This is a genomic window from Bradyrhizobium sp. URHC0002, assembly GCF_054059515.1.
Genome location: NZ_JBSSCF010000001.1, coordinates 1,285,953 through 1,311,466 on the forward strand (window position 1 = coordinate 1,285,953; position 25,514 = coordinate 1,311,466).

The 25,514-nt window shown below is 64.0% G+C and carries 27 protein-coding genes and 1 pseudogene; 20 read left to right on the forward strand and 8 right to left on the reverse strand.

Going from position 1 to position 25,514, the window contains the following annotated elements; genetic code table 11:
* Nucleotides 1-18: 18 nt before the first annotated feature.
* The gene (locus tag ACVWVY_RS06140) at nucleotides 19-1,227 is read right to left on the reverse strand and encodes a penicillin-binding protein activator (RefSeq protein WP_456625536.1); all 1,209 of its coding nucleotides are present in this window, start codon (nucleotides 1,225-1,227) and stop codon (nucleotides 19-21) included.
* Between the two features lie 224 nt (nucleotides 1,228-1,451).
* Between ACVWVY_RS06140 and rsmI the strand changes: the two genes are divergently transcribed.
* The 15 genes and pseudogenes from rsmI (at nucleotide 1,452) to ACVWVY_RS06215 (ending at nucleotide 16,050) form a co-directional block, all read left to right on the forward strand.
* On the forward strand, nucleotides 1,452-2,405 hold the full coding sequence (rsmI, locus tag ACVWVY_RS06145) for a 16S rRNA (cytidine(1402)-2'-O)-methyltransferase (RefSeq protein ID WP_456625537.1): 954 nt from the start codon (nucleotides 1,452-1,454) through the stop codon (nucleotides 2,403-2,405).
* Nucleotides 2,392-2,805 (forward strand): YraN family protein, encoded by a 414-nt coding sequence (locus ACVWVY_RS06150; RefSeq protein WP_456625538.1) that lies wholly within the window; start codon nucleotides 2,392-2,394, stop codon nucleotides 2,803-2,805. Before rsmI ends, ACVWVY_RS06150 begins: the two co-directional genes overlap by 14 nt.
* A gap of 32 nt (nucleotides 2,806-2,837) precedes the next feature.
* Nucleotides 2,838-3,786 (forward strand): annotated as a pseudogene (gene gshB, locus ACVWVY_RS06155) (glutathione synthase).
* Nucleotides 3,787-3,992: 206 nt separating this feature from the next.
* Nucleotides 3,993-4,874 (forward strand): hypothetical protein, encoded by an 882-nt coding sequence (locus ACVWVY_RS06160; protein WP_456625539.1) that lies wholly within the window; start codon nucleotides 3,993-3,995, stop codon nucleotides 4,872-4,874.
* Nucleotides 4,875-5,092: 218 nt separating this feature from the next.
* Nucleotides 5,093-6,064, forward strand: a complete 972-nt coding sequence (locus tag ACVWVY_RS06165; RefSeq protein ID WP_456625540.1) for an MBL fold metallo-hydrolase — start codon at nucleotides 5,093-5,095, stop codon at nucleotides 6,062-6,064.
* 232 nt (nucleotides 6,065-6,296) lie between these two features.
* Complete coding sequence (locus ACVWVY_RS06170) at nucleotides 6,297-6,506, forward strand: hypothetical protein (protein ID WP_456625541.1); 210 nt, start codon at nucleotides 6,297-6,299, stop codon at nucleotides 6,504-6,506.
* Nucleotides 6,507-6,689: 183 nt separating this feature from the next.
* Nucleotides 6,690-8,228, forward strand: a complete 1,539-nt coding sequence (locus tag ACVWVY_RS06175; protein WP_456625542.1) for a YifB family Mg chelatase-like AAA ATPase — start codon at nucleotides 6,690-6,692, stop codon at nucleotides 8,226-8,228.
* Between the two features lie 303 nt (nucleotides 8,229-8,531).
* The gene (locus ACVWVY_RS06180; RefSeq protein WP_456632117.1) at nucleotides 8,532-8,735 is read left to right on the forward strand and encodes a nitrate reductase; all 204 of its coding nucleotides are present in this window, start codon (nucleotides 8,532-8,534) and stop codon (nucleotides 8,733-8,735) included.
* Between the two features lie 5 nt (nucleotides 8,736-8,740).
* Entirely contained in the window at nucleotides 8,741-9,022 is a 282-nt protein-coding gene (locus ACVWVY_RS06185; protein ID WP_456625543.1) for a 4Fe-4S binding protein, read from the forward strand.
* A complete protein-coding gene (locus ACVWVY_RS06190; protein ID WP_456625544.1) occupies nucleotides 9,019-9,282 on the forward strand; it encodes a chaperone NapD in 264 nt (87 codons plus the stop codon). Before ACVWVY_RS06185 ends, ACVWVY_RS06190 begins: the two co-directional genes overlap by 4 nt.
* 3 nt (nucleotides 9,283-9,285) lie before the next feature.
* Nucleotides 9,286-11,781 (forward strand): periplasmic nitrate reductase subunit alpha, encoded by a 2,496-nt coding sequence (gene napA / locus ACVWVY_RS06195; RefSeq protein WP_456625545.1) that lies wholly within the window; start codon nucleotides 9,286-9,288, stop codon nucleotides 11,779-11,781.
* On the forward strand, nucleotides 11,754-12,251 hold the full coding sequence (locus ACVWVY_RS06200) for a nitrate reductase cytochrome c-type subunit (protein WP_456625546.1): 498 nt from the start codon (nucleotides 11,754-11,756) through the stop codon (nucleotides 12,249-12,251). The genes napA and ACVWVY_RS06200 overlap by 28 nt, the downstream gene beginning before the upstream one ends.
* Before the next feature lie 9 nt (nucleotides 12,252-12,260).
* Nucleotides 12,261-12,953 (forward strand): cytochrome c3 family protein, encoded by a 693-nt coding sequence (locus ACVWVY_RS06205; protein WP_456625547.1) that lies wholly within the window; start codon nucleotides 12,261-12,263, stop codon nucleotides 12,951-12,953.
* A 255-nt stretch (nucleotides 12,954-13,208) separates the two neighbouring features.
* Nucleotides 13,209-13,676, forward strand: a complete 468-nt coding sequence (locus ACVWVY_RS06210) for a hypothetical protein (protein WP_456625548.1) — start codon at nucleotides 13,209-13,211, stop codon at nucleotides 13,674-13,676.
* Nucleotides 13,677-13,815: 139 nt separating this feature from the next.
* Nucleotides 13,816-16,050 (forward strand): ATP-binding protein, encoded by a 2,235-nt coding sequence (locus ACVWVY_RS06215; RefSeq protein WP_456625549.1) that lies wholly within the window; start codon nucleotides 13,816-13,818, stop codon nucleotides 16,048-16,050.
* Between the two features lie 178 nt (nucleotides 16,051-16,228).
* Here ACVWVY_RS06215 and coaA read toward each other — a convergent pair whose 3' ends face one another.
* The 7 genes from coaA to hisB all read right to left on the reverse strand — a co-directional run bounded on the left by coaA (nucleotide 16,229) and on the right by hisB (nucleotide 20,945).
* Nucleotides 16,229-17,185: a type I pantothenate kinase gene (gene coaA, locus ACVWVY_RS06220; RefSeq protein ID WP_456625550.1), complete on the reverse strand. Its 957-nt coding sequence runs from the start codon at nucleotides 17,183-17,185 to the stop codon at nucleotides 16,229-16,231.
* A 15-nt stretch (nucleotides 17,186-17,200) separates the two neighbouring features.
* On the reverse strand, nucleotides 17,201-17,524 hold the full coding sequence (locus ACVWVY_RS06225) for a phosphoribosyl-ATP diphosphatase (protein ID WP_456625551.1): 324 nt from the start codon (nucleotides 17,522-17,524) through the stop codon (nucleotides 17,201-17,203).
* An 83-nt stretch (nucleotides 17,525-17,607) separates the two neighbouring features.
* Nucleotides 17,608-18,384, reverse strand: a complete 777-nt coding sequence (hisF, locus tag ACVWVY_RS06230; protein ID WP_456625552.1) for an imidazole glycerol phosphate synthase subunit HisF — start codon at nucleotides 18,382-18,384, stop codon at nucleotides 17,608-17,610.
* 10 nt (nucleotides 18,385-18,394) lie between these two features.
* A complete protein-coding gene (gene hisA, locus ACVWVY_RS06235) occupies nucleotides 18,395-19,144 on the reverse strand; it encodes a 1-(5-phosphoribosyl)-5-[(5-phosphoribosylamino)methylideneamino]imidazole-4-carboxamide isomerase (RefSeq protein WP_456625553.1) in 750 nt (249 codons plus the stop codon).
* Nucleotides 19,132-19,782, reverse strand: coding sequence for an imidazole glycerol phosphate synthase subunit HisH (gene hisH, locus ACVWVY_RS06240; RefSeq protein ID WP_456625554.1), 651 nt, complete (start codon nucleotides 19,780-19,782; stop codon nucleotides 19,132-19,134). The genes hisA and hisH overlap by 13 nt, the downstream gene beginning before the upstream one ends.
* Nucleotides 19,779-20,312: a DUF2628 domain-containing protein gene (locus ACVWVY_RS06245; protein ID WP_456625555.1), complete on the reverse strand. Its 534-nt coding sequence runs from the start codon at nucleotides 20,310-20,312 to the stop codon at nucleotides 19,779-19,781. The genes hisH and ACVWVY_RS06245 overlap by 4 nt, the downstream gene beginning before the upstream one ends.
* A gap of 39 nt (nucleotides 20,313-20,351) precedes the next feature.
* Nucleotides 20,352-20,945: an imidazoleglycerol-phosphate dehydratase HisB gene (gene hisB / locus ACVWVY_RS06250; RefSeq protein ID WP_108520057.1), complete on the reverse strand. Its 594-nt coding sequence runs from the start codon at nucleotides 20,943-20,945 to the stop codon at nucleotides 20,352-20,354.
* A gap of 244 nt (nucleotides 20,946-21,189) precedes the next feature.
* Here hisB and hslV point away from each other — a divergent pair, with 244 nt between their 5' ends.
* The 5 genes from hslV (at nucleotide 21,190) to hslU (ending at nucleotide 25,345) form a co-directional block, all read left to right on the forward strand.
* A complete protein-coding gene (gene hslV / locus ACVWVY_RS06255; protein ID WP_214488186.1) occupies nucleotides 21,190-21,741 on the forward strand; it encodes an ATP-dependent protease subunit HslV in 552 nt (183 codons plus the stop codon).
* Nucleotides 21,742-21,754: 13 nt separating this feature from the next.
* On the forward strand, nucleotides 21,755-22,243 hold the full coding sequence (locus tag ACVWVY_RS06260) for a GNAT family N-acetyltransferase (protein ID WP_456625556.1): 489 nt from the start codon (nucleotides 21,755-21,757) through the stop codon (nucleotides 22,241-22,243).
* Nucleotides 22,240-22,851, forward strand: coding sequence for a DUF2585 domain-containing protein (locus tag ACVWVY_RS06265; protein ID WP_456625557.1), 612 nt, complete (start codon nucleotides 22,240-22,242; stop codon nucleotides 22,849-22,851). The genes ACVWVY_RS06260 and ACVWVY_RS06265 overlap by 4 nt, the downstream gene beginning before the upstream one ends.
* 66 nt (nucleotides 22,852-22,917) lie before the next feature.
* On the forward strand, nucleotides 22,918-24,000 hold the full coding sequence (locus ACVWVY_RS06270) for a hypothetical protein (RefSeq protein WP_456632118.1): 1,083 nt from the start codon (nucleotides 22,918-22,920) through the stop codon (nucleotides 23,998-24,000).
* A gap of 43 nt (nucleotides 24,001-24,043) precedes the next feature.
* Entirely contained in the window at nucleotides 24,044-25,345 is a 1,302-nt protein-coding gene (gene hslU / locus ACVWVY_RS06275) for an ATP-dependent protease ATPase subunit HslU (RefSeq protein WP_456625558.1), read from the forward strand.
* Nucleotides 25,346-25,514 lie beyond the last annotated feature (169 nt).

Genomic DNA, 25,514 nt, shown 5'->3' on the forward strand with positions numbered 1-25,514 from the left:
AAGCAGGAACCCATACAACTACGCCCCAAAGCTCTTCGGCGATCCCGCAACCGGCGTGCTGCCGCCGCTGGCGACCTTCATTACCGCAAGCCCGCGCTCGTTGGAGCCGTCGGAGCGGAATCGGAACAGGCCGTCGATGCCGGCAAAGCCCGACGGGTTGGTCAGCGTTTCCGGCGCAAAACGCTGGGCGCCCTGCTTCGACAGCGCGGCAACGAGAGCGACCGCGTCATAGGCCAGCGTTGCGGTGCGCACGGGGTCGGCGCCGTATTTGGCGCGGTAGCGGCCGGAGAAGGCGCGGAAGCCCGACGGGTCCGGCGCGGCATAGAGCCCGCCCTGCAGCGCGGAGCTCGCATAGACGCGCGGATTGTCCCACAGCCCGGTGCCGAGCAACTGGATGTTGCGCAAGTTGGCGCCCGCCGCGGCCAAGGCATCCACCGAGGCCACGACGGATTCGCCGTCGTCGGCGATGAACAGCGCGTCCGCCGATCCCAGCGACTGCGCCACCGTCCGCGCCGCCGCGGAGCGATCGACGCTGTATTTTTCGAAGGCGACGACGCGTCCCTTGCGGCCGGCGGCCTGCTTGAACGCTGCTTCCACCACATTGCCGTACGCGTTGTCCGGCAACAGCGCCGCGAAAGATTTCTTTCCGATGCTGGCGGAATAATCGACGATCCGGGTGACGTCGGATTCAGGCAGGAAGCTGAGCAGATAGACGCCGCGTCCGGCCACACTTGAGTCGGTCGAGAACGCGATCACCGAAACGCCGCGCGCGCGCGTCAGTTGCGCGGTCGCCGGCACTGAAGCTGCGAACAGCGGACCCAGAATGATTTCCGCGCCTTCGGCGAGCGCCTGCTGGGTGACTTGTTGGGCGCCTTGCGGGCTGCCGCCGTCATCCTTGATCAGAAGCTGGATGTTCGGATTCTGGAATTCCGCCAACGCCATCTCGGCCGCGTTCTTCATCGATTGCGCGGCGACGCCGGCATTGCCGGCGGCCGAGAGCGGCAGGATCAGCCCGACCTTGACCTGCCCGTCGCCGACGGCAAGCGGCTGTTGCTGCGGGCCTGCGGGTCCCTCCGGCTGGGGAGTAGCGAACGGGTTCGAGATCGGCCCGCCGGCGCAGGCGCCGAGCAGCGGGGCACCGAGAATAAGCCCGACTGCCGTCCGCCGGGTCAGTCCTGACGGCCAAGGATCCGCGGATCCAGGCTTGCGATTGAGCGGGCCTACCATCTTGTCTCTATCTCTTGACCGACCGCCGTCGGCCAGGATTCCGGCTTTCTGGGCCAAGGCACCTGAACCGCTACTGAACCCGAATGCGGGATTCTGCAATATTGTCGAGAATTAGTTAACCAAAACAAAAGGATTACCACCGCGCCGCACGTCGCGGGAACTTCAGTCTTGCCGCCATCCCGCCGGATATAGCGCTCGCACCAAGACCCCTTTAGATTGGCATTATGCGCGCAAAACCCAGTTCGAACTACGGGTCTGACACCGAGCCGGGTTCGGCCAACAGAACATTTTTGATTCAGGGCCACGTCCTGAATGCCCCGAAGCCGGTTCCCGGCCTCTATCTGGTGGCAACCCCGATCGGCCATCTCGGCGACATTACCTTGCGTGCGCTGGAGACGCTGGCGGGCGTCGACATCATCGCCTGCGAGGACACCCGCATCACCCGCCGGCTGACCGAGCGCTATGCGATCTCGGCGGAGCTCAAGCCGTATCACGAGCACAACGCGGCGATGGCGCGGCCGAAAATCCTGGAAAAGCTGGCGCAGGGCGCCTCGATTGCGCTGGTGTCGGACGCCGGCACGCCCTTGATCTCGGACCCCGGGTTCAAACTGGTGCGCGAGGTCTCTGCCGCCGGCCACGCCGTGATCGCGGTGCCGGGCGCGTCCTCGGTACTGACGGCGCTTTCGGTCGCAGCCCTGCCCACCGACCGGTTTTTCTTCGAGGGATTCTTGCCGGCCAAGCAAGTCGCGCGGCGGACGCGGCTCACGGAACTTGCCCGGATCGACGCCACGCTGGTGATGTTCGAATCCGGCAACCGCGTGCAGGAGACGCTGGCGGATCTTTCCGACATCATGGCCGGGCGCGACGCCGCGATCTGCCGCGAACTCACAAAACTGCACGAAGAGATCACGCGCGCGCCGATATCAGATCTTGCGAAGGCCGCCGATCGACTGGAAACCCGCGGCGAGTTCGTCCTCGTGGTCGGCCCGCCGCGCGCGGATGCCCATGTCATGACGCAGCACGACCTCGACGACCTCCTGCGTGCATCGCTTTCGCGCGACAGCGTCAAGGACAGCGTCGCGCACGCGGTCGAGCTTTCCGGGCGGCCGCGCCGCGAGGTCTACGCCCGCGCGCTGGAGCTCGCGAAAGAAGCCAGAGGCGAGCATGGCGAAGACTGACGGCGCCATGCCGCCCGAAGCGTCCGGCAAGATTGCCGCGCCCGAGCGGGTCGCCGCCTTCCGCACCGGATTGTCGGCCGAAAGCCGCGCCGCCGCCTTTCTGATGGCCAAGGGCTACCGCATCCTGGCAAAGCGCTTCCGCACGCCCTATGGCGAGATCGATTTGGTGACGAAGAAGCGCAATCTGATTGCCTTCATCGAGGTCAAGGCCCGTGCCACCCTGGATGACGCCGCCTACGCCGTGACGCCGCGCCAGCAGGCGCGCATCATCGATGCCGCGCAAGGGTGGCTGATGGCGCATCCCGAGCATGCCGAATTTGAGCTGCGATTTGACGCCATCCTGATTGCGCCACGGCGTCTGCCACGCCATCTGTTAGCGGCATTCGACGCCAGCCCTTAAAAAGAATTCCCTCCAGAGACCCGGACCTCCCCATGAACCTGAATGTCGCCGTCCAGATGGACCCCATCGCGCGTATCAACATCCGCGGCGATTCGACCTTTGCGCTGCTCCTGGAGGCGCAAAAGCGCGGCCACAGCCTTTCCTACTACACGCCGGACCAGCTCTCGCTGCGCGGCGAGGAGCTGATCGCGCCGGTGCAAAAGCTCACCGTGCGCGACGAGGTCGGCGACCATTTTACGCTCGGCGAAGCGAAGCGCGAGCCGCTGACCAATTTCGACGTCATCCTGCTGCGGCAGGACCCGCCCTTCGACCTCGCCTACATCACCTCGACCCATTTCCTCGAGCGCATCCACCCCAAGACGCTGGTGGTGAACAACCCGGCCTCCGTGCGCAACGCGCCGGAAAAACTGTTCGTGATGGATTTTCCGCATCTGATGCCGCCGACGCTGATCTCGCGCGACCTCGACGAGATCAATTCGTTCAGGGATCAGCACGGCGCCGTCGTCATGAAGCCGCTGCACGGCCATGGCGGCGCGGCGGTGTTTCGCGTGATGCCGCAGGACATGAATTTCGGCTCGCTGTTCGACATGTTTTCGGTCACCTTCCGCGAGCCCTGGGTGATCCAGCGCTTCCTTCCCGAGGTGAAGCACGGCGACAAGCGCATCATCCTGGTCGATGGTGAATTCGCCGGCGCCGTCAACCGCGTGCCGGCCCCGGACGATCTGCGCTCCAACATGGTTCGCGGCGGGCGCCGCGCAGGCCACGGAACTCTCTCCGCGCGAGCGCGAAATCTGCGACACGCTGGGTCCGGCGCTGCGCGAGCGCGGGCTGCTGTTCGTCGGCATCGACGTGATCGACGGCAACCTCACCGAGATCAACGTGACGTCACCGACGGGCATTCGCGCGATTGCCCGGCTCGGCGGGCCGGACGTCGCTGGAATGATCTGGGACACCATCGAGAAGAAGCGCGGCGGAAAATAATTCCCTCGCGCCCTGTCGGCCACCTCATTCGCAGCGCGCGCCCTCACGCGACCTGACCTGGGCGGGATGAATTGCGTGCGCCTCCTGCCGGCTGAATGGAACCGAAGGGGAGAGCCGCTGCGCCGCCGGCAGTGGCCAGCCCGATTCCAGGGCGCTATAGTCGACCGCCGCCTTCGGATGACATTGGACGGAAAGGGGAAACGCCAATGAACTCCACGCCTGATCCGAAAGAAACCAAACCCCACGACGCCCTGATCGCGGGCGCCGATGAACGGCTCACGCACGCCCACGAACAGATCAAGCGCGCGGACGAACAGCTCACGCGTCTGACTGAACAGCTTGCAAAAATGGAGCGTGATGACGCGCGTCCACCTTCGGCAGGATCTGGCCCGCACGAATTTGGCCCGCACGAACCTGGCCCGCAACCTCCACCGGGAGGAAGGCCGGCGCTCCTCACGCTCGTCGGCTTGTCCCTGGCGGCGTGCATCACTGTCGTTGCCCTTCTGGTTTTGCTGTTATCCTATGGCGACGGGCCCACGCTGATCGTCGCCCGTTGGGCGCCGCAGCCCGCTTCAACGCCAACATTGCCGCCGGAAAATCCGTCGTCTCCCGCGCAACCCGCTCCATCCACCTTCCAAGTGGCCGCGGCGGAGTCAGCACCAGCGCAAGCAACACCGCCGCAAGCAACACTCCTGGCTCAGGCCGCCCCGCAAGGCGCCGCGCCGACGGCACCCGCAGCGCCTCCCGATCAGACGCAGTTGCTGCAAACGATCGTGCGCGATCTCGCGAATCTGGAGCGAAACATCGAACAGCTCAAGGCGAGCCAGCAGCAAATCGCCAGCGACAATTCAAAGGCCATCGGGGAGCTCAAGGCGAGCCAGGAAGAGATGAAACGCGCGCTCGCGACGGTTTCCGAGCCGAACCCGCCCAAGACTACACAGCCTACTTCACAGCCGTCTTCACAGCCTTCGTCACAGTCTACGACGCAGCCGGCTCCAACCGTGCGCAAGCCCGAGCGGTTGGTCGAGCGGCCGCGGGCGAGAGCGCGGCCTCGATTCCGAAGAGAGTGGATCTACGACGACTGGTAGCCGTCGATTCGGTGATCATCGCGCTTATGGCGCGTCGCGGCATCGCGGCTTGACGTGATGTCCGCGTTGCGCGGGCGATCCGCAGTCACCTCATTCACGCATCTCACCTCTGCGGTCTCATCCCACTTGCCAATTTCAGGAAGCGGGAGCAGCCTGTAGTTGCGGATGAATCCGTCCGGGCGACGAACTACAATCATAAAAACACTGGAGGAAGACGTATGACGATGAACGTTTCACGACGGTCTTTGCTTGCGCTTGGCGCCGGTTTGGGCGCATCGACCGTTCTCGGTGGCGGCGCGCTGGCGAAAGCGCCAAAACTCGGCACGCAGACGCCCTACTGGCACCGCCTCGTTCTCGGTGACGCCGAAGTGACCATCGTCTCCGACGGCACGCTGCCGCTCGGCCCTCCCAAGGGCACCTTCGTTGGCGTGCCCGATGAAGAAGTGCGCAAGATGCTCTCCGACAACTTCCTCAATCCCGACAATGTCGTGCTCGAGCAGAACTCGCCGATCGTGAACAACGGCGACAAGCTGATCCTGTTTGATACCGGCATGGGCACGTCGAAATTGTTCGGGCCGACCACCGGTCGCCAGCAGAAGAGCATGGCGGAAGCCGGGATCAAGCCCGGCGATATCGACGCTGTGGTGCTGTCGCACGCCCATATCGATCATATCGGCGGCATCGTCGGCGCCGACGACAAGCCGTTGTTCCCCAACGCGCAATACTACATCACCCAGAGCGACTTCGAATTCTGGACCGATGAAGGCAAGCTCGGCAGTGACTTGAAGGATTTCGTGGTTCACGCCCGCAAGAATTTGCTGCCGGTGCGCGATCGCATCGTATTCATCAAGGACGGCCAGGAATTCCTGCCTGGCGTGCAGGCGATCGCGGCCCCCGGCCACACCGTGGGTCACACCATCTTCATGGTGACGTCGGCAGGTAAATCCTTCGCCTTCCTCGGCGATCTCACGCACCACGCTGTGCTGTTGCTCGAAAAGCCGCGGATGGAGTTTTCCTACGACACCGATCCGAAACAGGCGGCCGCGAGCCGGGTCAAGTTGCTCGACACGATCGCGGCCAACAAGACCCCGGTCATGTCCTATCACTTTGCTTGGCCCGGCTACGGCCACGTCGCCAAGGCCGGCGATGGATTCCATTATTATCCCGAGCCGATGAAGATGGAGCTCTAAGGAAATGAATTTCCGGGGCCGGTCGACATGGCTGGCCCCGGATGTCCCCTCTCTCGTTAGGGATCGAACGGCCGGTCGCGTAAGTCTTGATCAGCGAATCACCCTCTGCGCACGATCCGGGAGAAGGCCATTGACCGACTAACCGCCTGCCAAGCCGTCCGACCTGATCTACGAGGACACCGGAGCCGCGGCCCCGCTGGTCTATTTCGATATCGTCGGCGCCTACGGCACCATGAACGGTGCGGTCGAGGTCGAGCTGGCGACCCGCATTCTGGTGCCGAAACCTGACGGATCGACCGAGGTCAAATTCATCTCCTCGGGCCGCCTGCGCTGCAACGCCAACGCCGCCATCAATCTGCGCAACGGCCTCGATGCAGCATTGAAGATGCTGGAGCAGCCGCAAGGCAGCACCGCTGCGATTGCGGCGGGGAAGCTGAATTGAGGGGACACCCGGTCTCCGAAGCTCTTATTCGGAGACCGCGTGGCGTGCATTTGTTGACGGCTAGAAGTTGTGGCGACGCGCTGTTCATACACGCGGAATTAAAACCTACCAACTATGTTCTCTTAATGTTCTTGACTTGCCCTCCGGTTCCCCGCTACCTTCGATTGCATCACGAGGGGCGGCATGGTTGCGCGGGTTTCTACCGTAGCCTTTGAGGGAATCGAGGCCCGCGCGGTCGACGTGCAGGTGCAGGTCGCACCCGGCTTGCCGGCGTTTGCGATCGTGGGCCTCCCGGACAAAGCTGTGTCGGAAGCGCGCGAGCGGGTGCGTTCGGCGCTGATCGCCTCTGGCCTGGCGCTGCCGGCGCGGCGGATCACCGTCAACCTCGCACCGGCCGATCTGCCAAAGGAAGGCAGCCATTACGATCTGCCGATCGCGCTCGGCTTGATGGCCGCGATCGGCGCGATCCCGCCCGACGCGCTCAACGGCTTTACCGTGCTCGGCGAACTCGGGCTCGACGGCTCGATCGCGCCCGTGGCCGGCGTATTGCCGGCCGCGATCGGCGCGAATGCGCGTGAGGAAGGCTTGATCTGTCCGGCGGCGTGCGGAACGGAAGCCGCCTGGGCCAGCCCCGATATCCAGATCATCGCCGCAAAATCACTGATCCAGATCGCCAACCACTTCAAGGGCGCGCAGGTGCTGTCGCGCCCGCAGCCGAAAGTGCACGAGCCGGAGGCGACGCATCTCGACCTGCGCGACATCAAGGGCCAGGAGAGTGCAAAGCGCGCGCTGGAGATCGCCGCGGCGGGCGGGCATCATCTGCTGATGATCGGCTCGCCCGGCGCGGGCAAATCGATGCTGGCGGCGCGGCTGCCGTCGATCCTGCCGCCGCTGTCGCCGTCCGAATTGCTGGAAGTCTCGATGATCGCCTCCGTCGCCGGCCAAATCCGCGACGGCGCCTTGACCGCGCGGCGGCCGTTCCGCGCGCCCCATCATTCCGCCAGCATGGCCGCGCTGACCGGCGGCGGCCTGCGCGCCAAACCCGGCGAGATTTCGCTCTCGCATCAGGGCGTCTTGTTCCTTGACGAACTGCCGGAGTTCGATCCGCGCGTTTTGGATTCGCTGCGCCAGCCGCTGGAAAACGGCGAGGTCTCGGTGAGCAGAGCCAATCACCGCGTCACCTACCCGGCCCTCTTCATGCTGGTCGCGGCGATGAATCCCTGCCGCTGCGGCCATGCCTATGAGCCCGGCTATTCCTGCAAGCGCGCGCAGCTCGACCGCTGCACTGCTGATTACCAGATGCGCATCTCCGGCCCGCTGATGGATCGCATCGATCTGCGCATCGAGGTGCCGGCGGTCACCGCCGCCGACCTGATCCTGCCGCCGCCTTCGGAGGGATCGGCGGAAGTCGCCGCCCGCGTTGCGGCCGCCCGCGACCTCCAGCTCGCGCGCTATGCTGCCGCCGGCATGCCGCATATCCGCACCAACGCCGAAGCGCCGGCCTCGCTGCTGGAGACGATCGCGCAACCGGATGCGCAGGGACAAAAGCTTTTGCGCGACGCGGCTGAGACCATGAAGCTGACGGCGCGCGGCTATCACCGCGTGCTGCGCGTCGCGCGCACGCTCGCCGACCTCGACGGTGCGGAAAAGATCGGCCGGCTGCATCTGGCAGAGGCGCTGTCCTATCGCGCGCTGGCTGAAGATTTGCGGCGCGCGGCATAGCGCTCGATCCAGACCCGAAGGATCGCATTTGCGTAAAGCAAGAAGCAAGTGCGTCGCACTGTCGCTTGCTTGCGGTGCGGCAAAAATATCATCGAATCATCAAGCCTGTGTTCTTCGCGTTTGATCCAGATCAATGAAGGCTTGGCCGGCCAGCATCTATGCTGCGCATGCGCAATGACATTTCCTGCAATGGAGCAGGCATGGCGCGTTCCATCCGATTGCAGATGACAGGTTTGACTGGTACCGCACGGGAGCGTGCGGCCGGCTCGACACTGTTCGACTTTGAAAGTGGCAGGTCGTTATATGGGCGACACGTCAAGCAAGCTTGATACGCAGCCGACGCATGAGTCCGCATTTGGGACCAGCCGGCGTGCGGAATTTTTTGTGTTCGCCATCATCGCCGCTTTCATCTGGCCGATTGTCGCCGTTGGCGTGGTCGGCGGATATGGCTTTCTCATCTGGATGACCCAGCTGATCGTGGGGCCTCCCGGCCCTCCGGGAGGATGAGCGCCATGGAAAGCTTAGGCCCCTCACGCCGCGCGCTGTTTCGCGGTCAACTCCTTTCCAGGCCGGTCGCCATCATCAACGGCGACTGCCTCGCCGAAGCCGGCATCGTCTGCCGCTCCTGCGGCGATGCCTGCTCTGCTTCAGCCATTCGCTTTCTTCCGCGCATTGGATTGCCACCCCGGGCCATCGTCAATGAAACCGCCTGCACGGGATGCGGCGAATGCGTCGGCGCATGCCCGGGCGAGGCCATCACGCTGGGCGCCGCGCGTCAGGGAGACGCTTCATGACGGCGGAAGCCACCATTCACATTTCGAGCGCGGTCGTATCCGTGTTGCCGGAACGTCGTGACGAAGTGCTGCGCACGCTCGCTGCGCTGCCCGGCGTTGAGGTCCATCAACGCGATGCGTCGAAAATCGTGATCGTGATGGAGGCGGCCGAGAGCGGAATTCTCGGCGGCCGTCTCGCCGAAATCGCATCCTGGCAAGGCGTCCTGTCGGCCAACATGGTGTTCGAGCAGGTCGATGGGCCCGTCGAGATCGGAGACTAGAACATGTCACTCTCGCGACGCGAACTATTGAAGGCCCAGGCCGCCGCCGTCGCCGCCGCGGCTGCCGGAATCACCGTTCCCGCGGCTGCGCAGCCGGTGGCGGGCGGCATCGGATCGCTGGAGCTCAAATGGTCGAAGGCGCCTTGTCGCTTTTGCGGCACCGGATGCGGGGTGATGGTCGGCGTCAAGGCGGGCAAGGTCGTTGCGACCCACGGCGACACGCTCGCCGAGGTCAATCGCGGACTGAACTGCATCAAGGGATACTTCCTCTCCAAGATCATGTATGGCGGCGACCGACTGACCACGCCGCTGCTGCGCAAGAAGGGCGGCGCCTTCGACAAGAACGGCGAACTGACGCCCGTGTCTTGGGACGAGGCTTTCGACACCATGGCCGCACGCGCCAAGGCGGTGCTGAAGGACAAGGGCCCGACGGCGCTCGGCATGTTCGGCTCGGGGCAATGGACGGTCTATGAAGGCTATGCCGCCACCAAGCTGATGCGGGCCGGCTTTCGCTCCAACAACCTTGATCCCAATGCCCGCCACTGCATGGCGTCGGCGGCGGTCGCCTTCATGCGCACCTTCGGCATGGACGAGCCGATGGGCTGCTATGACGATTTCGAGGCGGCGGATGCGTTCGTGCTGTGGGGCTCGAACATGGCCGAGATGCATCCGATCCTTTGGACGCGACTTACCGACCGGCGCCTCAGCCATCCGCATGTAAAGGTCGCGGTGCTTTCTACCTTTACACACCGGAGCTCGGACCTCGCCGACATCCCGATCGTGTTCAAGCCAGGCACCGATCTGGCGATCCTGAACTACATCGCCAACCACATCATCACGACCGGGCGGGTCAATCAGGACTTCGTCAAGAACCACACCACCTTCGTGAAGGGCACGGTCGACATCGGTTACGGATTGCGCCCGGACCATCCGCTAGAGGTCAAAGCCAAGGGCGCGGCGACAGCAGGCGCGACCCAGCCGATCGACTTCGACGCCTATGCCGCCTTTGTGAAGGACTACACGCTCGAGAAGGTCTCCGAGCTCACCGGCGTCGAACGCGGTTTCCTGCAAGAGCTTGCCGAGCTCTACGCCGATCCGAAGCGCAAGGTGATGTCGCTCTGGACCATGGGCTTCAACCAGCATGTGCGCGGCGTATGGGCCAACCAGCTCCTCTACAATCTGCACCTGCTGACCGGAAAGATCTCCGAACCCGGCAACTCGCCGTTCTCGCTGACCGGGCAGCCGTCCGCCTGCGGCACCGCGCGCGAGGTCGGCACCTTCGCGCATCGCCTGCCCGCCGACATGGTCGTGACCAATCCGGAGCATCGCAAGCACGCCGAGGAAATCTGGCGCGTTCCGCACGGCATCATTCCGGAGAAGCCGGGTTACCACGCGGTCGAGCAGGACCGGATGCTGCGCGACGGCAAGCTGAACTTCTATTGGATCCAGGTGAACAACAATCTGCAGGCCGCGCCGAACAGTTCACGCGAGACCTATCCCGGCTACCGGAATCCGGACAACTTCATCGTCGTCTCGGACGCCTATCCGACCGTCACGGCAATGGCCGCCGACCTCGTCCTGCCCGCGGCGATGTGGGTGGAGAAGGAAGGCGCCTATGGCAACGCCGAGCGCCGCACCCATGTGTGGCGTCAGCTCGTCGACGCGCCCGGCGAGGCGCGGTCCGATCTCTGGCAGATGATGGAGTTTTCCAAGCGGTTCACCACCGATGAGGTGTGGCCGGAGCAAATACTGGCTGCGAATCCCAACTACCGCGGCAAGACGCTGTTCGACGTTCTCTTCCGCAACGGCAATGTGGACAAATTCCCGGCCACCGAAATTCCCGCCGAGTACGAAAACCGCGAAGCGAAGGCTTTCGGCTTCTACGTGCAGAAGGGGCTGTTCGAGGAATACGCCCAGTTCGGCCGTGGCCATGGCCACGACGTCGCGGACTTCGACACCCTCCACGAGGTGCGGGGGCTGCGATGGCCTGTCGTCAACGGCAAGGAAACGAAGTGGCGCTACCGGGAAGGCCTCGATCCCTACGTCAAGGCGGGCAAGGGCGTCGACTTCTACGGCCAGCCGGATGGGCGCGCGCGGATTATTGCGGTGCCCTACGAGCCGCCGGCCGAATCCCCCGACAAGGAATTCGACATCTGGCTGGTCACCGGCCGCGTGCTCGAACATTGGCACTCCGGCTCCATGACCATGCGCGTGCCGGAACTCTACAAGGCCTATCCCGGCGCCCAGGTCTTCATGCATGCCGAGGACGCTTACGCCAGAGGCATCAATCAGGGCGCCGAGGTCCGGGTGGTGTCGCGGCGCGGCGAAATCCGAACCCGGGTTGACACCAAGGGGCGCAACCGGATGCCGCGCGGCGTCGTCTTCGTTCCCTGGTTCGATGCCAGCCAACTCATCAACAAGGTGACGCTCGACGCAACCGATCCCATTTCCAAGCAGACGGACTTCAAGAAATGCGCGGTCAAAATCATCCCGGTCTGAAGAGATTTCGCTTGGCGCTGGCGGGCGCGCTGCTCGGCGGCCTGCCGGTGTTCGTCTGCGGCGCGATCTACGCGCAGAACGCGCCCCAGATCGTACCGCGGGTGACCGGCGCCGCAGCACCAATGGGCGACGTGCCGGCCTCACCTCTGGCGCGGCCGATCGTCGATGACAAGCGGCTGATGCGCAACTATCCGGAACAGCCGCCGATCATCCCGCACTCCATCGATAATTATCAGCTCACGTTGAAAGCCAACCGCTGCCTCGACTGTCACCGGCGACAGTTCACCGAAGGCTCCGGTGCGCCGATGATCAGTGTCACCCATTTCATGGATCGCAACGGCCAGGTTCTCGCCGACGTCACGCCTCGCCGTTATTTCTGCACCGCCTGCCACGTCCAGCAAACCGATGCACAGCCGCTCGTCCCGAGCACCTTCAAGGATATGCTTCTCGTCGGCCCCGAGAAGAAGTGAGAAGCTTCAATGCAGCGGCTCAAGGCACTCCTGATCTGGTTCTGGCGCATCGCCAGCAGTCCAAGCGCGCATTTGAGCCTGGGGTTTCTCGCGCTCGGGGGCTTCGTCTGCGGCGTGCTGTTCTGGGGCGCCTTCAACACCGCGCTCGAGATCACCAACACCGAGAAGTTCTGCACGTCGTGCCACGAAATGCGCGCCAACGTGTTTCAGGAATTGCAGCGCACCCCCCATTTCACGAACCGCTCGGGAGTCCGGGCCACTTGTCCCGACTGCCACGTTCCGCACGACTGGACCGACAAGATCGCCCGCAAGATGCAGGCGTCGAAGGAAGTCTGGGGCAAGATCTTCGGGTGGATCGATACCAGGCAGAAGTTCCTGGATCATCGGCTCGAACTCGCCAAGCACGAGTGGGCGAGATTGAAGGCGAATGATTCCCTCGAGTGTCGCAACTGCCATTCCTCGGCAGCGATGGATTTCACCAAGCAGACGCGGCGGGCGGCGGAAATCCATGGCAAATTTCTCATCCCCGGCGAAAAGACCTGCATCGACTGCCACAAGGGCATCGCGCATGAACTCCCCGACATGACCGGCATCGAACCGGGCTGGCGCGCCCCGCCGGAAATGCGGGACCGCCAGACCTTCCGCGACAATCCGCGCGATGAACTGATGCGATATCTCGCAGCGACCGGGTCGGAGCGGTAATACGCGTTAGCGCGTTGCTCGCACCGAGCGACGCCGTCATTGCGATATGGATCCGTAGGGTGGGCAAAGGAGCGCAAGCGACGTGCCCACCATCCATCATCGAGCAAGCGGCGAGGGATCGCTTCGCTGGACTCGCCACGAGGCTGCCGAGCTCCACAAAAACAACCGGCGTCAACACCTCGGTAACTAGTTTCCTTTACCCTCTGCCAACCATAAGCCCCCTGTCGCGGGCCTATGGTGAGTGGGTAGCGTGTCATGTTGCGTTTGAAGATTTTGGCTTCGGTTGTCCCGCTGGCGATTGTTGCCCTGTTCGCACGCGGCGAGTTTTTGGCGGGTCCCCGGGCCTGCATCGAGATCGCAGGCACACCCGTCCAGATTGCCGCCCTCTCCTGGCAGGCGCACCGGCATGTCGGGTTCACCAGCGATCCTTCCCGCGCGACGGTGCGGGTCCAGATTTCCGACAGCGCGGAAGCGGCCGACTTCACCGTGATCGACGATGTCGATACGGCAGAGGCCGGCGCCTGCGAGAGCAGCGCCCCGCCGCGGCTGGTCGCGATCTCCCGCAATCCCTCGCCCTCCGATCCCGTGATCTATCTTTCGCGGGACGGACCGGCCGACTACCGGATCTTCGTGTCCTCGAAGAGCTTTTCGCTGCTCGATGCCGCAGCCCTGATCGTCGGCGCCCGCGGCGAGCGCCACCGCGTCGAAGCGGCGTCGCTTTAGCACTTCATTCACCATGTTCTCATCGCGGCCGACAACCGCGGTTAACCTCAAGCACTTTGCAATGTCGGCGACGCATCGTCTGTCCAAGACAAACGGCGGCCGCCGGCTTGGTTCAACAGCAATCTCAGGGTCATTGGCGATGGGACGGACCTTCCGGATCAAACTTCGCTTTCGCCGTTTCGGCCGCCGGCATCCCTGGCTGACCTTCACGCTTCGCTCCTTCATGATCTTCTCGATCGTGTTCGGCGGCGCCTATGGATTCATTGCCGGAAGCAAGACGGAAAATTCCGGCTATGACCCGCACGCGTTTGCGATCGGCGTCGCTTTCCTGTTTGCGCTCGCCTGCGTCGCGCTCGCCACTTTCAGCTTCCGGCTCCGCCTGATGCGCAAGAAGATGCGCAAGGTCGCCCTGCACAATGAAGCGCTGGCCGACCGGAACTGGGAATTGCAGGAAGCCGAGCAGCGCGCCCGCCGCCTGTTCGAATCGCAGGGCGATCTGATCGTGCTGCGCGACGCCGAGGGCCGCATCACCTATGCCAACGATGCCTATTGCGAACTCGCGCAAAGGCCGAGCGACGCGCTGATCGGCACCTGCTTCGCGCTTGAAGTTCTCGAACAGGGCGACACCGCACTCGAACCGAACGGCACCCGCGTTCACGACCAGCAGGTCGCAGGTCCGCTCGGCCCGCGCTGGATCGCGTGGCGCGAGGGCCTCGTCCGCAACGACGCCGGGGGACCGGCGGAAATGCAAAGCGTCGGCCGCGACGTCACCGATCGCACCGAAAGCGAGCGCGCGCTGGCCGAGGCCCGCGACCAGGCCGACGCGGCAAGCCGCGCCAAATCGCGCTTCCTCGCGATGGCGAGCCATGAAATCCGCACGCCGCTGAACGGCATCATCGGCATGAGCGGGCTGTTGATGGATACGCCGCTGACCCTGGAACAGGCGACCTATGTCAAGGCGGTGAAGACTTCCGGCGACGCGCTGCTCTCGCTGATCGAGGAGCTGCTGGACTATTCCAAGATCGAGGCCGGCAAGATCGATCTCGAACATCGCCCGTTCGCGTTGTCGGGCATGATCGAGGACATCACCGAATTGCTGGCGCCGCGCGCCGAGGCCAAGAAAATCGAGATCGCCGCCTATGTCGACGAGCGGCTGCCGATGCACGTGGTCGGCGACGCGGCGCGGTTGCGGCAGGTGCTGCTCAATCTCGCCGGCAACGCCATCAAGTTCACCTCCACCGGCGGCGTCGCGTTGATCGTCGAGCCCGGCATCTGGCCCAATGAGGTCAGTTTCCTGGTGCGCGACACCGGCATCGGCATCGCGCCCGAGGCCCGCGAGCGGATTTTTCGCGAGTTCGAGCAGGCCGACGACAAGATCGCCCGCAGCTATGGCGGCACCGGGCTTGGGCTGAGCATCTCCGACCGCATCGTCAAGCGCATGGGCGGCCGCATCACGCTGGAGAGCCAGCCGGGTGCCGGTTCGACCTTCGAAGTGTCGATCCCGCTCACCGCCGCCGCCGGCGAACAGACCTCCTTCGCAGTGCCCGATCTCTCCGGCCAGTCGATCATGCTGGTCTCGCCGCAGAGCATCGAGGCCTCGCTGACCGCGCGGCGGCTGCAGCGCTGGGGCGGGCAGACCTGCATGGTATCGGACGCCGATGTCGCGGAAGCCCTGCTGCCCGAGCGGCCCTGGCACGCCGTGCTGATCGATCACGCGCTGGGGCATGCCGATATCGAACGGCTCGGCGAAGCCGCGCGCCTGTATGCCACGCAACGTATCGTGATGTTCACGCCGGCGACGCGGCAGGAATTACAGCCGTCCGCCGCCTCTGCCCTCACCGGCTATCTGGTCAAGCCGCTGCGCGCGGCTTCGCTCGCCGCCCGCCTGACGACCGCGCCGGAAGTCGCGGCGCCGAGCCTGGAGCCGGCCATCGACTCGATCGAGACATCCGCCGCGCCGTCGGCCAAGGGCCTGTCGATCCTGGTTGCCGAGGACAATCAGATCAATGCGCTGTTGATCCGCTCGCTGCTCGGCCGGCTCGGCCATGACGCCGTCATCACCACCAACGGCGCCGAGGCGCTGGAGTCCTGGCTGTCGGCGAAAGCCGCCGGGACCCCCTATGACCTCGTCCTGATGGACATCCAGATGCCGCAGCTCAACGGCATCGAAACCACCAAGCGAATTCGCACCCTCGAGGCCGGCGAGCCGGGCGGCCGGACGCCGATCCTCGCGCTCACCGCCAACACGCTGGTGGAAGACCGCTACGCCTGCTTCGAAGCCGGCATGGACGGATTTTTGATCAAGCCGCTCGACCGCGAAAAACTCGCCGAGGCGCTCGCCGGCCTCGTCGCGACACGGCACATCGCAGCGTGAAGCGAATTTGTAGGGTGGGCAAAGCGAAGCGTGCCCACCAGCTCCTGCCAGACCTCATCCTGAGGAGCCGCGAAGCGGCGTCTCGAAGGATGAAGGCCCCACTGTGGCCTCATGGTTCGAGACGCGCTTCGCGCTCCTCACCATGAGGGTCGAATGCTTGCCACGTACGAACGAAAATTTACAGCCGCCGCAGCGCCACCGTCTCGACCAGATGATCGGCGCGCTTTTTCAGGATCAGCGTCGCGCGCGGCCGGGTCGGCAAGATATTGTCCTCGAGATTGGCGAGGTTGGTGCGTTCCCAGATCGCGATCGCGGTCGCCGTGGCCTCCTCGTCCGACAACACGGCGTAGCGATTGAAGTACGATTTGGGATTGGTGAACGCAGTGTCCCTGAGCGCGAGGAAGCGCCGCACATACCATTCGCGCAGCACCGACTCCTCGGCGTCGATATAGACCGAGAAGTCGAAGAAGTCGGATACCACAGGCACCGCCTTGCCGTCGCGCGGCAGGCGGCCGGTCTGCAGCACGTTGACGCCCTCGACGATCAGGATGTCCGGGCGATCGACCTCGATCCACTCGTTCGGCACGATGTCGTAGACCAGATGCGAATAAACCGGCGCCCGCACCGGCCGGCGGCCGGCCTTGATGTCGGAGAGAAACGACAGCAGCATCGGCAGGTCGTAGCTCTCGGGAAAGCCTTTTTTCTGCATCAGGCCCTGCCGCTCGAGCACGGCATTGGGAAACAGAAAACCGTCTGTCGTCACCAGGTCGACCTTGGGCCGCGGCGACCAGCGCGCCAGCAACGCCTGCAGCACGCGCGCGGTGGTCGATTTGCCGACCGCGACCGAGCCGGCGACGCCGATGATGTAGGGCACCTTGCGGTCCCGGATGTTGAGGAACTGGCGCTGCGCCTGGTAGAGCCTGTGGGTAGCGTCGACATAGATCGACAACAGCCGCGACAGCGGCAGGTAGATGTCCTCGACCTCCAGCATGTCGAGGCGGTCGTGCATCGAACGCAGCCGCTCGAATTCGCCCGGCTCCAGCGTCATCGGCGTATCGTCGCGCAATCGCGCCCACTGCTCGCGGGTGAAGATACGGTAGGGATTGTATTGCTGTTCGGTGGTCCGGATGTCCATGAACTGCCCCTTCAGCTAGTCGCGCTTGCGCGACGCCTTTTCCTCGAGCCCGGACATCGACGTCCGCTGCGCCAGCGCGGCCTCGACCTCGTCGAGCTTGATGCCGCGCGCCTTCAACAGCACCAGCAGGTGAAACAGCAGGTCAGCGCTTTCAGCGATCAGGTGGTCCCGATCGTTCTCGACCGCCGCGATCACGGTCTCGACCGCTTCCTCGCCCAGCTTCTTGGCGCAGTGCTCCGCACCCTTGTCGAGCAATTTGCGGGTGTAGGACGCCTCTCCTCCCGATGCGGCCCGTGCATCGATGGTGGCGGCCAGATCATGGATCGTGAAACGCGGCATCAACTGAACTCAACACTCGCACCCGGCCGAAGGCCGCGGCGCCGTCCCGATCAAGGACTTAGCACTTTTGTGACGGGGAGTCGTCAGGGATCGAGCCGCATCGGCAGCCCGGCGCGCACCATGTGCTCCTTGGCTTGGCGTATGGTAAATTCGCCGAAGTGGAATATCGAGGCCGCCAGCACCGCGGTGGCGTGGCCCTGCCGGATGCCGTCGACCAGATGGTCGAGATTGCCGACACCGCCGGAGGCGATAACCGGTACGGGGACACTGTCGGCGATAGCCTGCGTCAGTGGCAGGTCGAACCCCTGCCTGGTGCCGTCGCGGTCCATCGACGTCAGCAGGATTTCGCCCGCGCCGAGCGATACCACTTCCTGCGCGTATTCGATGGCGTCAATCCCGGTGGAGTTGCGCCCGCCATGGGTAAAAATCTCCCAGCGCTCGCCGCCGCCGGCGCGCTTGACCCGCTTGGCGTCGATCGCGACCACGATGCACTGCTCGCCGAATTTTTCCGAGCCCTGCTTGACGAACTCCCGGTTAGAGACCGCGGCCGAATTGATCGAGACCTTGTCGGCTCCGTACCGCAGCAGCGTCCTGATGTCGTCGATGGTGCGCACCCCGCCGCCGACCGTCAGCGGCATGAAGCAGGCTTCCGCCGTGCGCCGCACGACATCCAGCATGGTGCCGCGGTTTTCGTGGGTGGCGGTGATGTCGAGGAAGCACAATTCGTCGGCGCCGGCCGCGTCATACGCAATCGCCGCTTCGACGGGATCGCCGGCATCGCGCAGGTCGACGAAGTTGACGCCCTTGACCACGCGGCCGTCTTTCACGTCGAGGCAGGGGATCACGCGGACCTTGAACATGGGAAAACTCCTACGCCGCGGCGCGTGCGTTGCGGATCAGCGTCAGCGCGGCGGCGGGATCGAGCCGGCCGTCATAGAGTGCGCGGCCGGCAATGGCGCCGGCGAGCTTTCTTGCGCGCGGCTGCAGCAGTGCCTTGACGTCCTCCATGGATGCAAAACCGCCGGAGGCGATCACGGGTATCGAGATGCGCTCGGCGAGCGCAATCGTCGCATCGAGGTTGAGGCCCTTTAAAAGGCCGTCGCGGGCGATGTCGGTGAAGATGATGGCGGCGACGCCGGCATCCTCGAAGCGCTGTGCGATTTCGAGTGCGGTCACTTGCGAGGTTTCGGCCCAGCCTTCCACCGCGACCTTGCCGTCGCGCGCATCGAGCCCAACCGCGACACGGCCGGGAAATTTTTTCGCGGCGTTCTTCACGAGTTCCGGATCGCGCACCGCGGCGGTACCGATGATGACGCGCGCGATGCCCTTGTCGAGCCAGGCTTCCACGGTCTTGAGATCGCGAATGCCGCCGCCGAGCTGCACCGGCATGGTGACGGCCTTGAGCATCGCCTCGACGGCGAGCGCATTCATCGGCTTGCCGGCAAAGGCGCCGTCGAGATCGACGACATGCAGATATTCGAACCCCTGCTCGGCGAAGGACCGGGCCTGCGCCGCGGGATCGAGGTTGAACACGGTCGCGCGCGCCATGTCGCCCTGCTCGAGGCGCACGCATTGGCCGTTTTTCAGGTCGACGGCGGGAAAGAGAATCACGGCTTCCACTTCAGGAAATTCGAGATCAGGGCCAGGCCGAAACGCTGGCTCTTCTCGGGGTGAAACTGCGTGCCGATCGCGGTGTCCTTGCCGACGATCGCCGTCACCGGCCCGCCGTAATCGGCGCGCGCCAGCACGTCCGCCTCGTTGGAGGCGTTGAGATGATAGGAGTGCACGAAATAGGCATGGCGGCCCTTCGGCCCGAGCGGCAGCCGCTCCAGCACTGCATGCTCGCGGATCATGTCGAGCGTGTTCCAGCCCATGTGCGGGATTTTCAGATTTTCCTCGCGCGGCGCGATCTTTTCGACATCGCCCGCAATCCAGTTGAAGCCCTCGGTTACGACATGCTCCTTGCCGCGCGTCGCCATCAACTGCATGCCGACGCAGATGCCGAAGAACGGCCGCGCCTTGACGCGCACCGCTTCGGTCATCGCTTCCAGCATGCCATCCACCGCGTCGAGCCCGCGGCGGCAATCGGCGAAGGCGCCGACGCCCGGCAGCACGATGCGATCGGCGCGAAACACAGCCTCGGGATCGCGCGTCACCATGATCTTCTGCGGATCCTGCATGCTCCGCGAGGCAAGCTCGAACGCTTTCGCCGCCGAGTGAAGATTGCCGGAGCCGTAATCGACGATCGCAACGCTCATCGCGGCGCTCCCGGCTCTGGAAACAGACCGATGATCCCGCCCTGCGGCAATGGCGGCGGCGGCTTGGAGAACGGCTGGCCCGGAATGTTGCGGGTCGGCGGGGGTGCGCCGCGATCGACCGCCCATTGGTCGTTGGTCGAGCCACGCTGCCGGGCAGTCCAGCGCTCGAAGAAACGATGTTCGGCCGATTCCTCGTCGTCGGCGACCACGATATCGAGCTGGCGCCATTTGCGCCGCGAATAGGTCCACCGCCGCAGGCTGGCGGCTTCGAAGCCCATCAGGATCGCAATCAGGACGTCAACGGCGAAGATCGTGCCGCGGCTGGCGCCCAGCGCCGACATCCCGAACTGGATCGCGACCATCAGAACGATCCAGCCGATCAGCGCCAGCCACAACCGATGCCACAACAGCCAGATCACGCTCGCGACCGCCGCCCAGAAATGGAAGCCGTCACGGACAAAGACGAACTTGTCGGTCGCCGCGAGATCGGCGCCGTTGGCTACGGGAGCATGCACTGTGTAGACCGGCATCGAACCTCTCCGCCGCGAACGAAAAACGCGAACAAGAAATCAGCCGCCGAGCTGACCCTTGGTGGAAGGCACCTCGCCGGCCGCGCTCGGATCGATCGCGACCGCGGCACGAAGCGCCCTCGCCAGACCCTTGAAGCAGGATTCGGCGATATGATGGCTGTTCTCGCCATATAGGGTCTCGACGTGCAAAGTCACGCCGGCGTTGATCGTGAAGGCGTTGAACCATTCACGCACCAGCTCGGTATCGAACTGACCGACCTTGTCGCGCGGGAAATCGACCTTGAACACCAGCACCGGCCGGCCCGAAATGTCGATCACGACGCGCGACAGCGTCTCGTCCATCGGCATGTGGATCGAGGCGTAGCGGGTGATGCCGGCCATGGTGCCGAGCGCCTGCTTCACGGCCTGCCCCAGCGCGATGCCGACGTCCTCGGTGGTGTGGTGATGATCGACATGGAGGTCGCCGTCGGCCTTCACCGTGATGTCGATGCGGGAATGCCGGGCCAGCAGGTCGAGCATATGGTCGAAAAAGCCGATGCCGGTCGAAACCTTGGACACGCCCGTGCCGTCGAGGTTTACCGCGACCTCGATGTCGGTTTCCTTGGTCTTGCGCTTGATGGACGCTGTGCGCATGAAAACTGCTTCCCTTGGGCCGCCTGGGGGCCGAAAACGCGGCCCTTTTAACAGGCGGATGTCGCTTTCGCTACTGCGGGATGACGCTTTTGGAGGCTGAACTTCGACCTATGGTGACCGGAATCCCGGCTCGATCTGTTCTGACGCGTTTTCTTTACGCGAACCGGTCCCCACTTCGCTCGAAAACGCTACGATTGTAACCCTCCCCGCCAACCCCTAAATCTGACGGGAACGAGGGCCATTCATGCAAGCATCTGAAAACAACCTGCCGATCTGGCACGGCACCACGATTTTGACGGTCCGCAAGGGCGGCAAGGTGGTGATCGGCGGCGACGGCCAGGTCTCGATCGGCCAGACCGTCATCAAGGCCAACGCCAAAAAGGTCCGCAAAATTGGCAAGGGCGACGTCATCGGCGGCTTTGCCGGGGCCACCGCCGACGCCTTTACCCTGTTCGAGCGGCTGGAGAGCAAGCTCGAGCAATATCCGGGGCAATTGACCCGCGCGGCGGTCGAGCTCGCCAAGGACTGGCGGACCGACCGCTATCTGCGCCGGCTCGAGGCCATGATGATCGTCGCCGACAAGGACGTCTCGCTGGTCCTGACCGGGACCGGCGATGTGCTGGAGCCGGAATCGGGCGTGATGGCGATCGGCTCTGGCGGCAATTACGCGCTCGCCGCCGCCCGCGCGCTGGTCGATACCGACAAGGACGCCGAGACCATCGTGCGCCGCGCGCTCGATATCGCCGCCGACATCTGCGTCTACACCAACCGCAACGTCACGATCGAAACGCTCTGAGGGAGCCCCGATCATGGCGCCGGACTATGTTTTCCGCCCGATGACGACAAGCGATCTACCGCTGGTCCGACGCTGGCTGGCGGAGCCGCATGTCGTGCAATGGTGGGGCAATACGCTAGAACAATTCGAACTCGTCAGCGGTGATCTCGAAGTCGAAGCCATGGAGCAGTTCGTCGTGGCGATGAACGATCGCCCCTTCGGCTATCTGCAGTGCTACGATCCCGATGTCTGGCCGGAAAACGGACTGGGCGCCCATCCCCGGGGTACGCGGGGAATCGACCAGTTTATCGGGGAGCAGGACATGGTCGACCGCGGTCACGGATCCGCGTTCATTCGAACCTTCATCGACCGGCTGCTGGCCACCGGTGCGCCACGCGTCATCACCGATCCGGATCCAGCCAACGGCCGCGCGATACGCGCTTATGAAAAGGCTGGATTTCGCCGCCAGCATCTGGTCGACACCCCCGATGGTACGGCGCTCTTGATGGTGCGTGACGCATGACCTCAGACAATCTTGCCGGCAAAGCCCTCGCCATTCGTACGCTTTCGACCTGGCACTGGCTGCTGATTGCGGCCGGCATTCTCGCGACCCAGGCCGCCATCCTGTATGGGATGGGCCGCCTGCCGATCTGCGCCTGTGGCTACGTAAAACTCTGGCACGGCGTGGTGCAGAGTTCGGAAAACTCGCAGCACATCGCCGACTGGTACACGCTGTCCCACATCCTGCACGGCATCCTGTTCTATGGCGCAGCCTTCCTCGCGTTCCCGCGCCTCGCCTGGCAGGGCCGCCTGATCCTCGCCATGCTGCTGGAAGGCGGCTGGGAACTGGTCGAGAATTCCGACTGGATCATCAACCGCTACCGCGCCGGAACGATCTCGCTGGATTATTTCGGCGATAGCATCGTCAATTCAATCTCCGATAATCTTGCGATGATCGGCGGCTTTCTGCTGGCGAAGCGGCTTCCAATTGTCGCCACCGTCGCGATCGTGTTCCTGTTCGAGCTAATATTGGCGCTTCACATTCGCGACAATCTGACGCTCAACATCATCATGCTGATTCATCCCTTCGAGGCGATTAAGGTTTGGCAAGGTGGGCCGCCGATCATCTAAGGCGATGGCATCGGCTGCTTGCGACAGCACCGATCCGGCTTACTTAACTCCAGAGGTTCCGTGTCGATGATTGCAAGCGAGATTTTGGCAAGAGGCGTTGAGCGCGGCATTATCACGGCCGAACAGGCCGAGCGCCTGCGCGCGCTGGAAAATGCCGGCGGTCCGCCTGAATTGCCCGCCTCGCCCGACGACGAGCAGCTTCGGTTCATTGGCGGCTTCAGCGATGTCTTCGTCACCATTGGCCTCGCCATGTTTCTCGGCGCAATCGGATTTTTCGCGACGCGGGCCGCAGGCGGGCTCGGCGCCAGCACCGCAATAGCAGCTGCAGCGTGGCTGCTTGCCGAGTTCTTCACCCGGATCCGGCGCATGGCCTTGCCCAGCATCGTGCTTCTGGTCGTATTTGCGTGTGCAGTCTTTTGCGCCGCCAGCCATGCGATCGATGCGATCGATACCGATACTACTGCTTTTTCTTATCACGGCCTGGGCCGCTTACTCGACATCTACTTCAGTCGACCGAATATCGTGGCCAGCGCTGCGTTCATTACCGTGCTGCTGGTCGCGTTGCATTATTGGCGATTTCGAGTGCCAATTACCATTGCTGCCGGCTGCGCCGCCCTGACAGCCACCGTGCTCAGCCTGTTTTACGGACTGGCGCCGAACCTGCCGTCCATTGCCTATAACGCGGCCATCTTGATTTGCGGTCTTGCCGTTTTCGCTTTGGCGATGCAGTTCGACATGGCCGACCTGGAGCGGCGGACACGGCGAACCGATGTCGCGTTCTGGCTGCACCTGCTGGCCGCACCGCTGATCGTCCACTCCGTGACCCGTGGCCTGGTGACGCAAGCCTCAAAGCTCGATCAGGGCACAGCCGTCTTGATACTGGCGCTGTTTCTGGCACTGAGCTTTGTCGCCATTCTGATCGACCGTCGCGCGATGCTGGTTTCAGGTCTTTCCTACGCTGGCGTGGCCTTCTGGGCGTTGATTCGGCAGTCAGGCATTTCCGACATGACAATCCCGCTCACCATACTGGTGCTCGGTGCGTTCGTCCTGTTGCTGAGCGCCGGCTGGAAGCCGCTGCGCGCTGGAATTCTGAGCATCGTGCCGTCGACGCTCACCCGGTATCTGCCACGCTCAACTCAATTCGCATGATTGAACCGCCCGATAGGACGACACTCTCCATGGTACAAAGCGTATGACCGACTTTTCTCCCCGTGAAATCGTCTCCGAACTCGACCGCTTCATCGTCGGCCAGGCCGACGCCAAGCGCGCGGTATCGATCGCGCTGCGCAACCGCTGGCGGCGGCTGCAGCTCACCGGCTCGCTTCGCGAGGAGGTGCTGCCGAAAAACATCCTGATGATCGGGCCGACCGGCGTCGGTAAGACCGAGATCGCGCGGCGGCTGGCGAAGCTGGCCAACGCGCCCTTCATCAAGGTCGAAGCCACCAAGTTCACCGAAGTCGGCTATGTCGGCCGTGACGTCGAGCAGATCATCCGCGACCTCGTCGAGGTCGCGATCGTCCAGATGCGCGAGCGCAAGCGCAAGGACGTGCAGGCCCGCGCGCAGCAGGCCGCCGAAGAACGGGTGCTGGATGCGCTGGTCGGACCGGCGTCGAGCCCCGCCACCCGCGACTCCTTCCGCAAGAAGCTGCGCGCCGGCGAACTCAACGACAAGGAAATCGAGATCGAGACACAGTCTTCCGGCGGTATGCCGATGTTCGAAATCCCGGGCATGCCCGGCGCGCAGATGGGCGCGATTTCGATCGGCGACATCTTCGGCAAGATGGGCGGACGAACCAAGACCCGCCGCCTGACGGTCGAAGGCTCACATGAGCTTCTCGTCAACGAGGAATCCGACAAATTGCTGGACAGCGATCAGCTGGTGCTGGAAGCCATCAGCGCGGTCGAGAACAACGGCATCGTGTTCCTCGACGAAATCGACAAGATCTGCGTGCGCGACGGCCGTGCCGGCGGCGACGTCTCGCGCGAAGGCGTGCAGCGCGACCTGCTGCCCTTGATCGAAGGCACCACGGTCTCGACCAAGCACGGCGCGGTCAAGACCGACCACATCCTGTTCATCGCGTCCGGCGCGTTCCATATCGCAAAGCCCTCGGACCTGTTGCCGGAATTGCAGGGGCGGCTGCCGATCCGCGTCGAGCTGGAAGCGCTGACGCGCGACGACATGCGCCGCATCCTGACCGAGCCGGAAGCATCGCTGATCAAGCAATATGTCGCGCTGCTGCAGACTGAAGGCGTGACGCTGGACATCACCGACGGCGCGATCGACGCGCTGGCCGACGTCGCGGTCGCCGTCAATTCAACGGTGGAGAATATCGGTGCGCGGCGGCTGCAGACCGTGATGGAGCGCGTACTCGACGAGATTTCGTTCGCCGCGCCGGACCGCCATGGCGAGACCATCAAGGTCGATGCCGATTACGTGCAGAAGCACGTCGGCGACCTCGCCAAGAACGCCGATTTGAGCCGGTTTATTTTGTAGGCCCCGATCGCTCGTCGTCCCTGCCTAGTGCGCAATTGCGCACGGGCGCAGGGACCCATAACCACCGGCCTTTGTTGTGTTATGAGGTATCCACACCGCGACCTATCGATATATCCCGCGGTATGGGTCCCTGCGCCCCGTGCGCAATTGCGCACTAGGCAGGGACGAC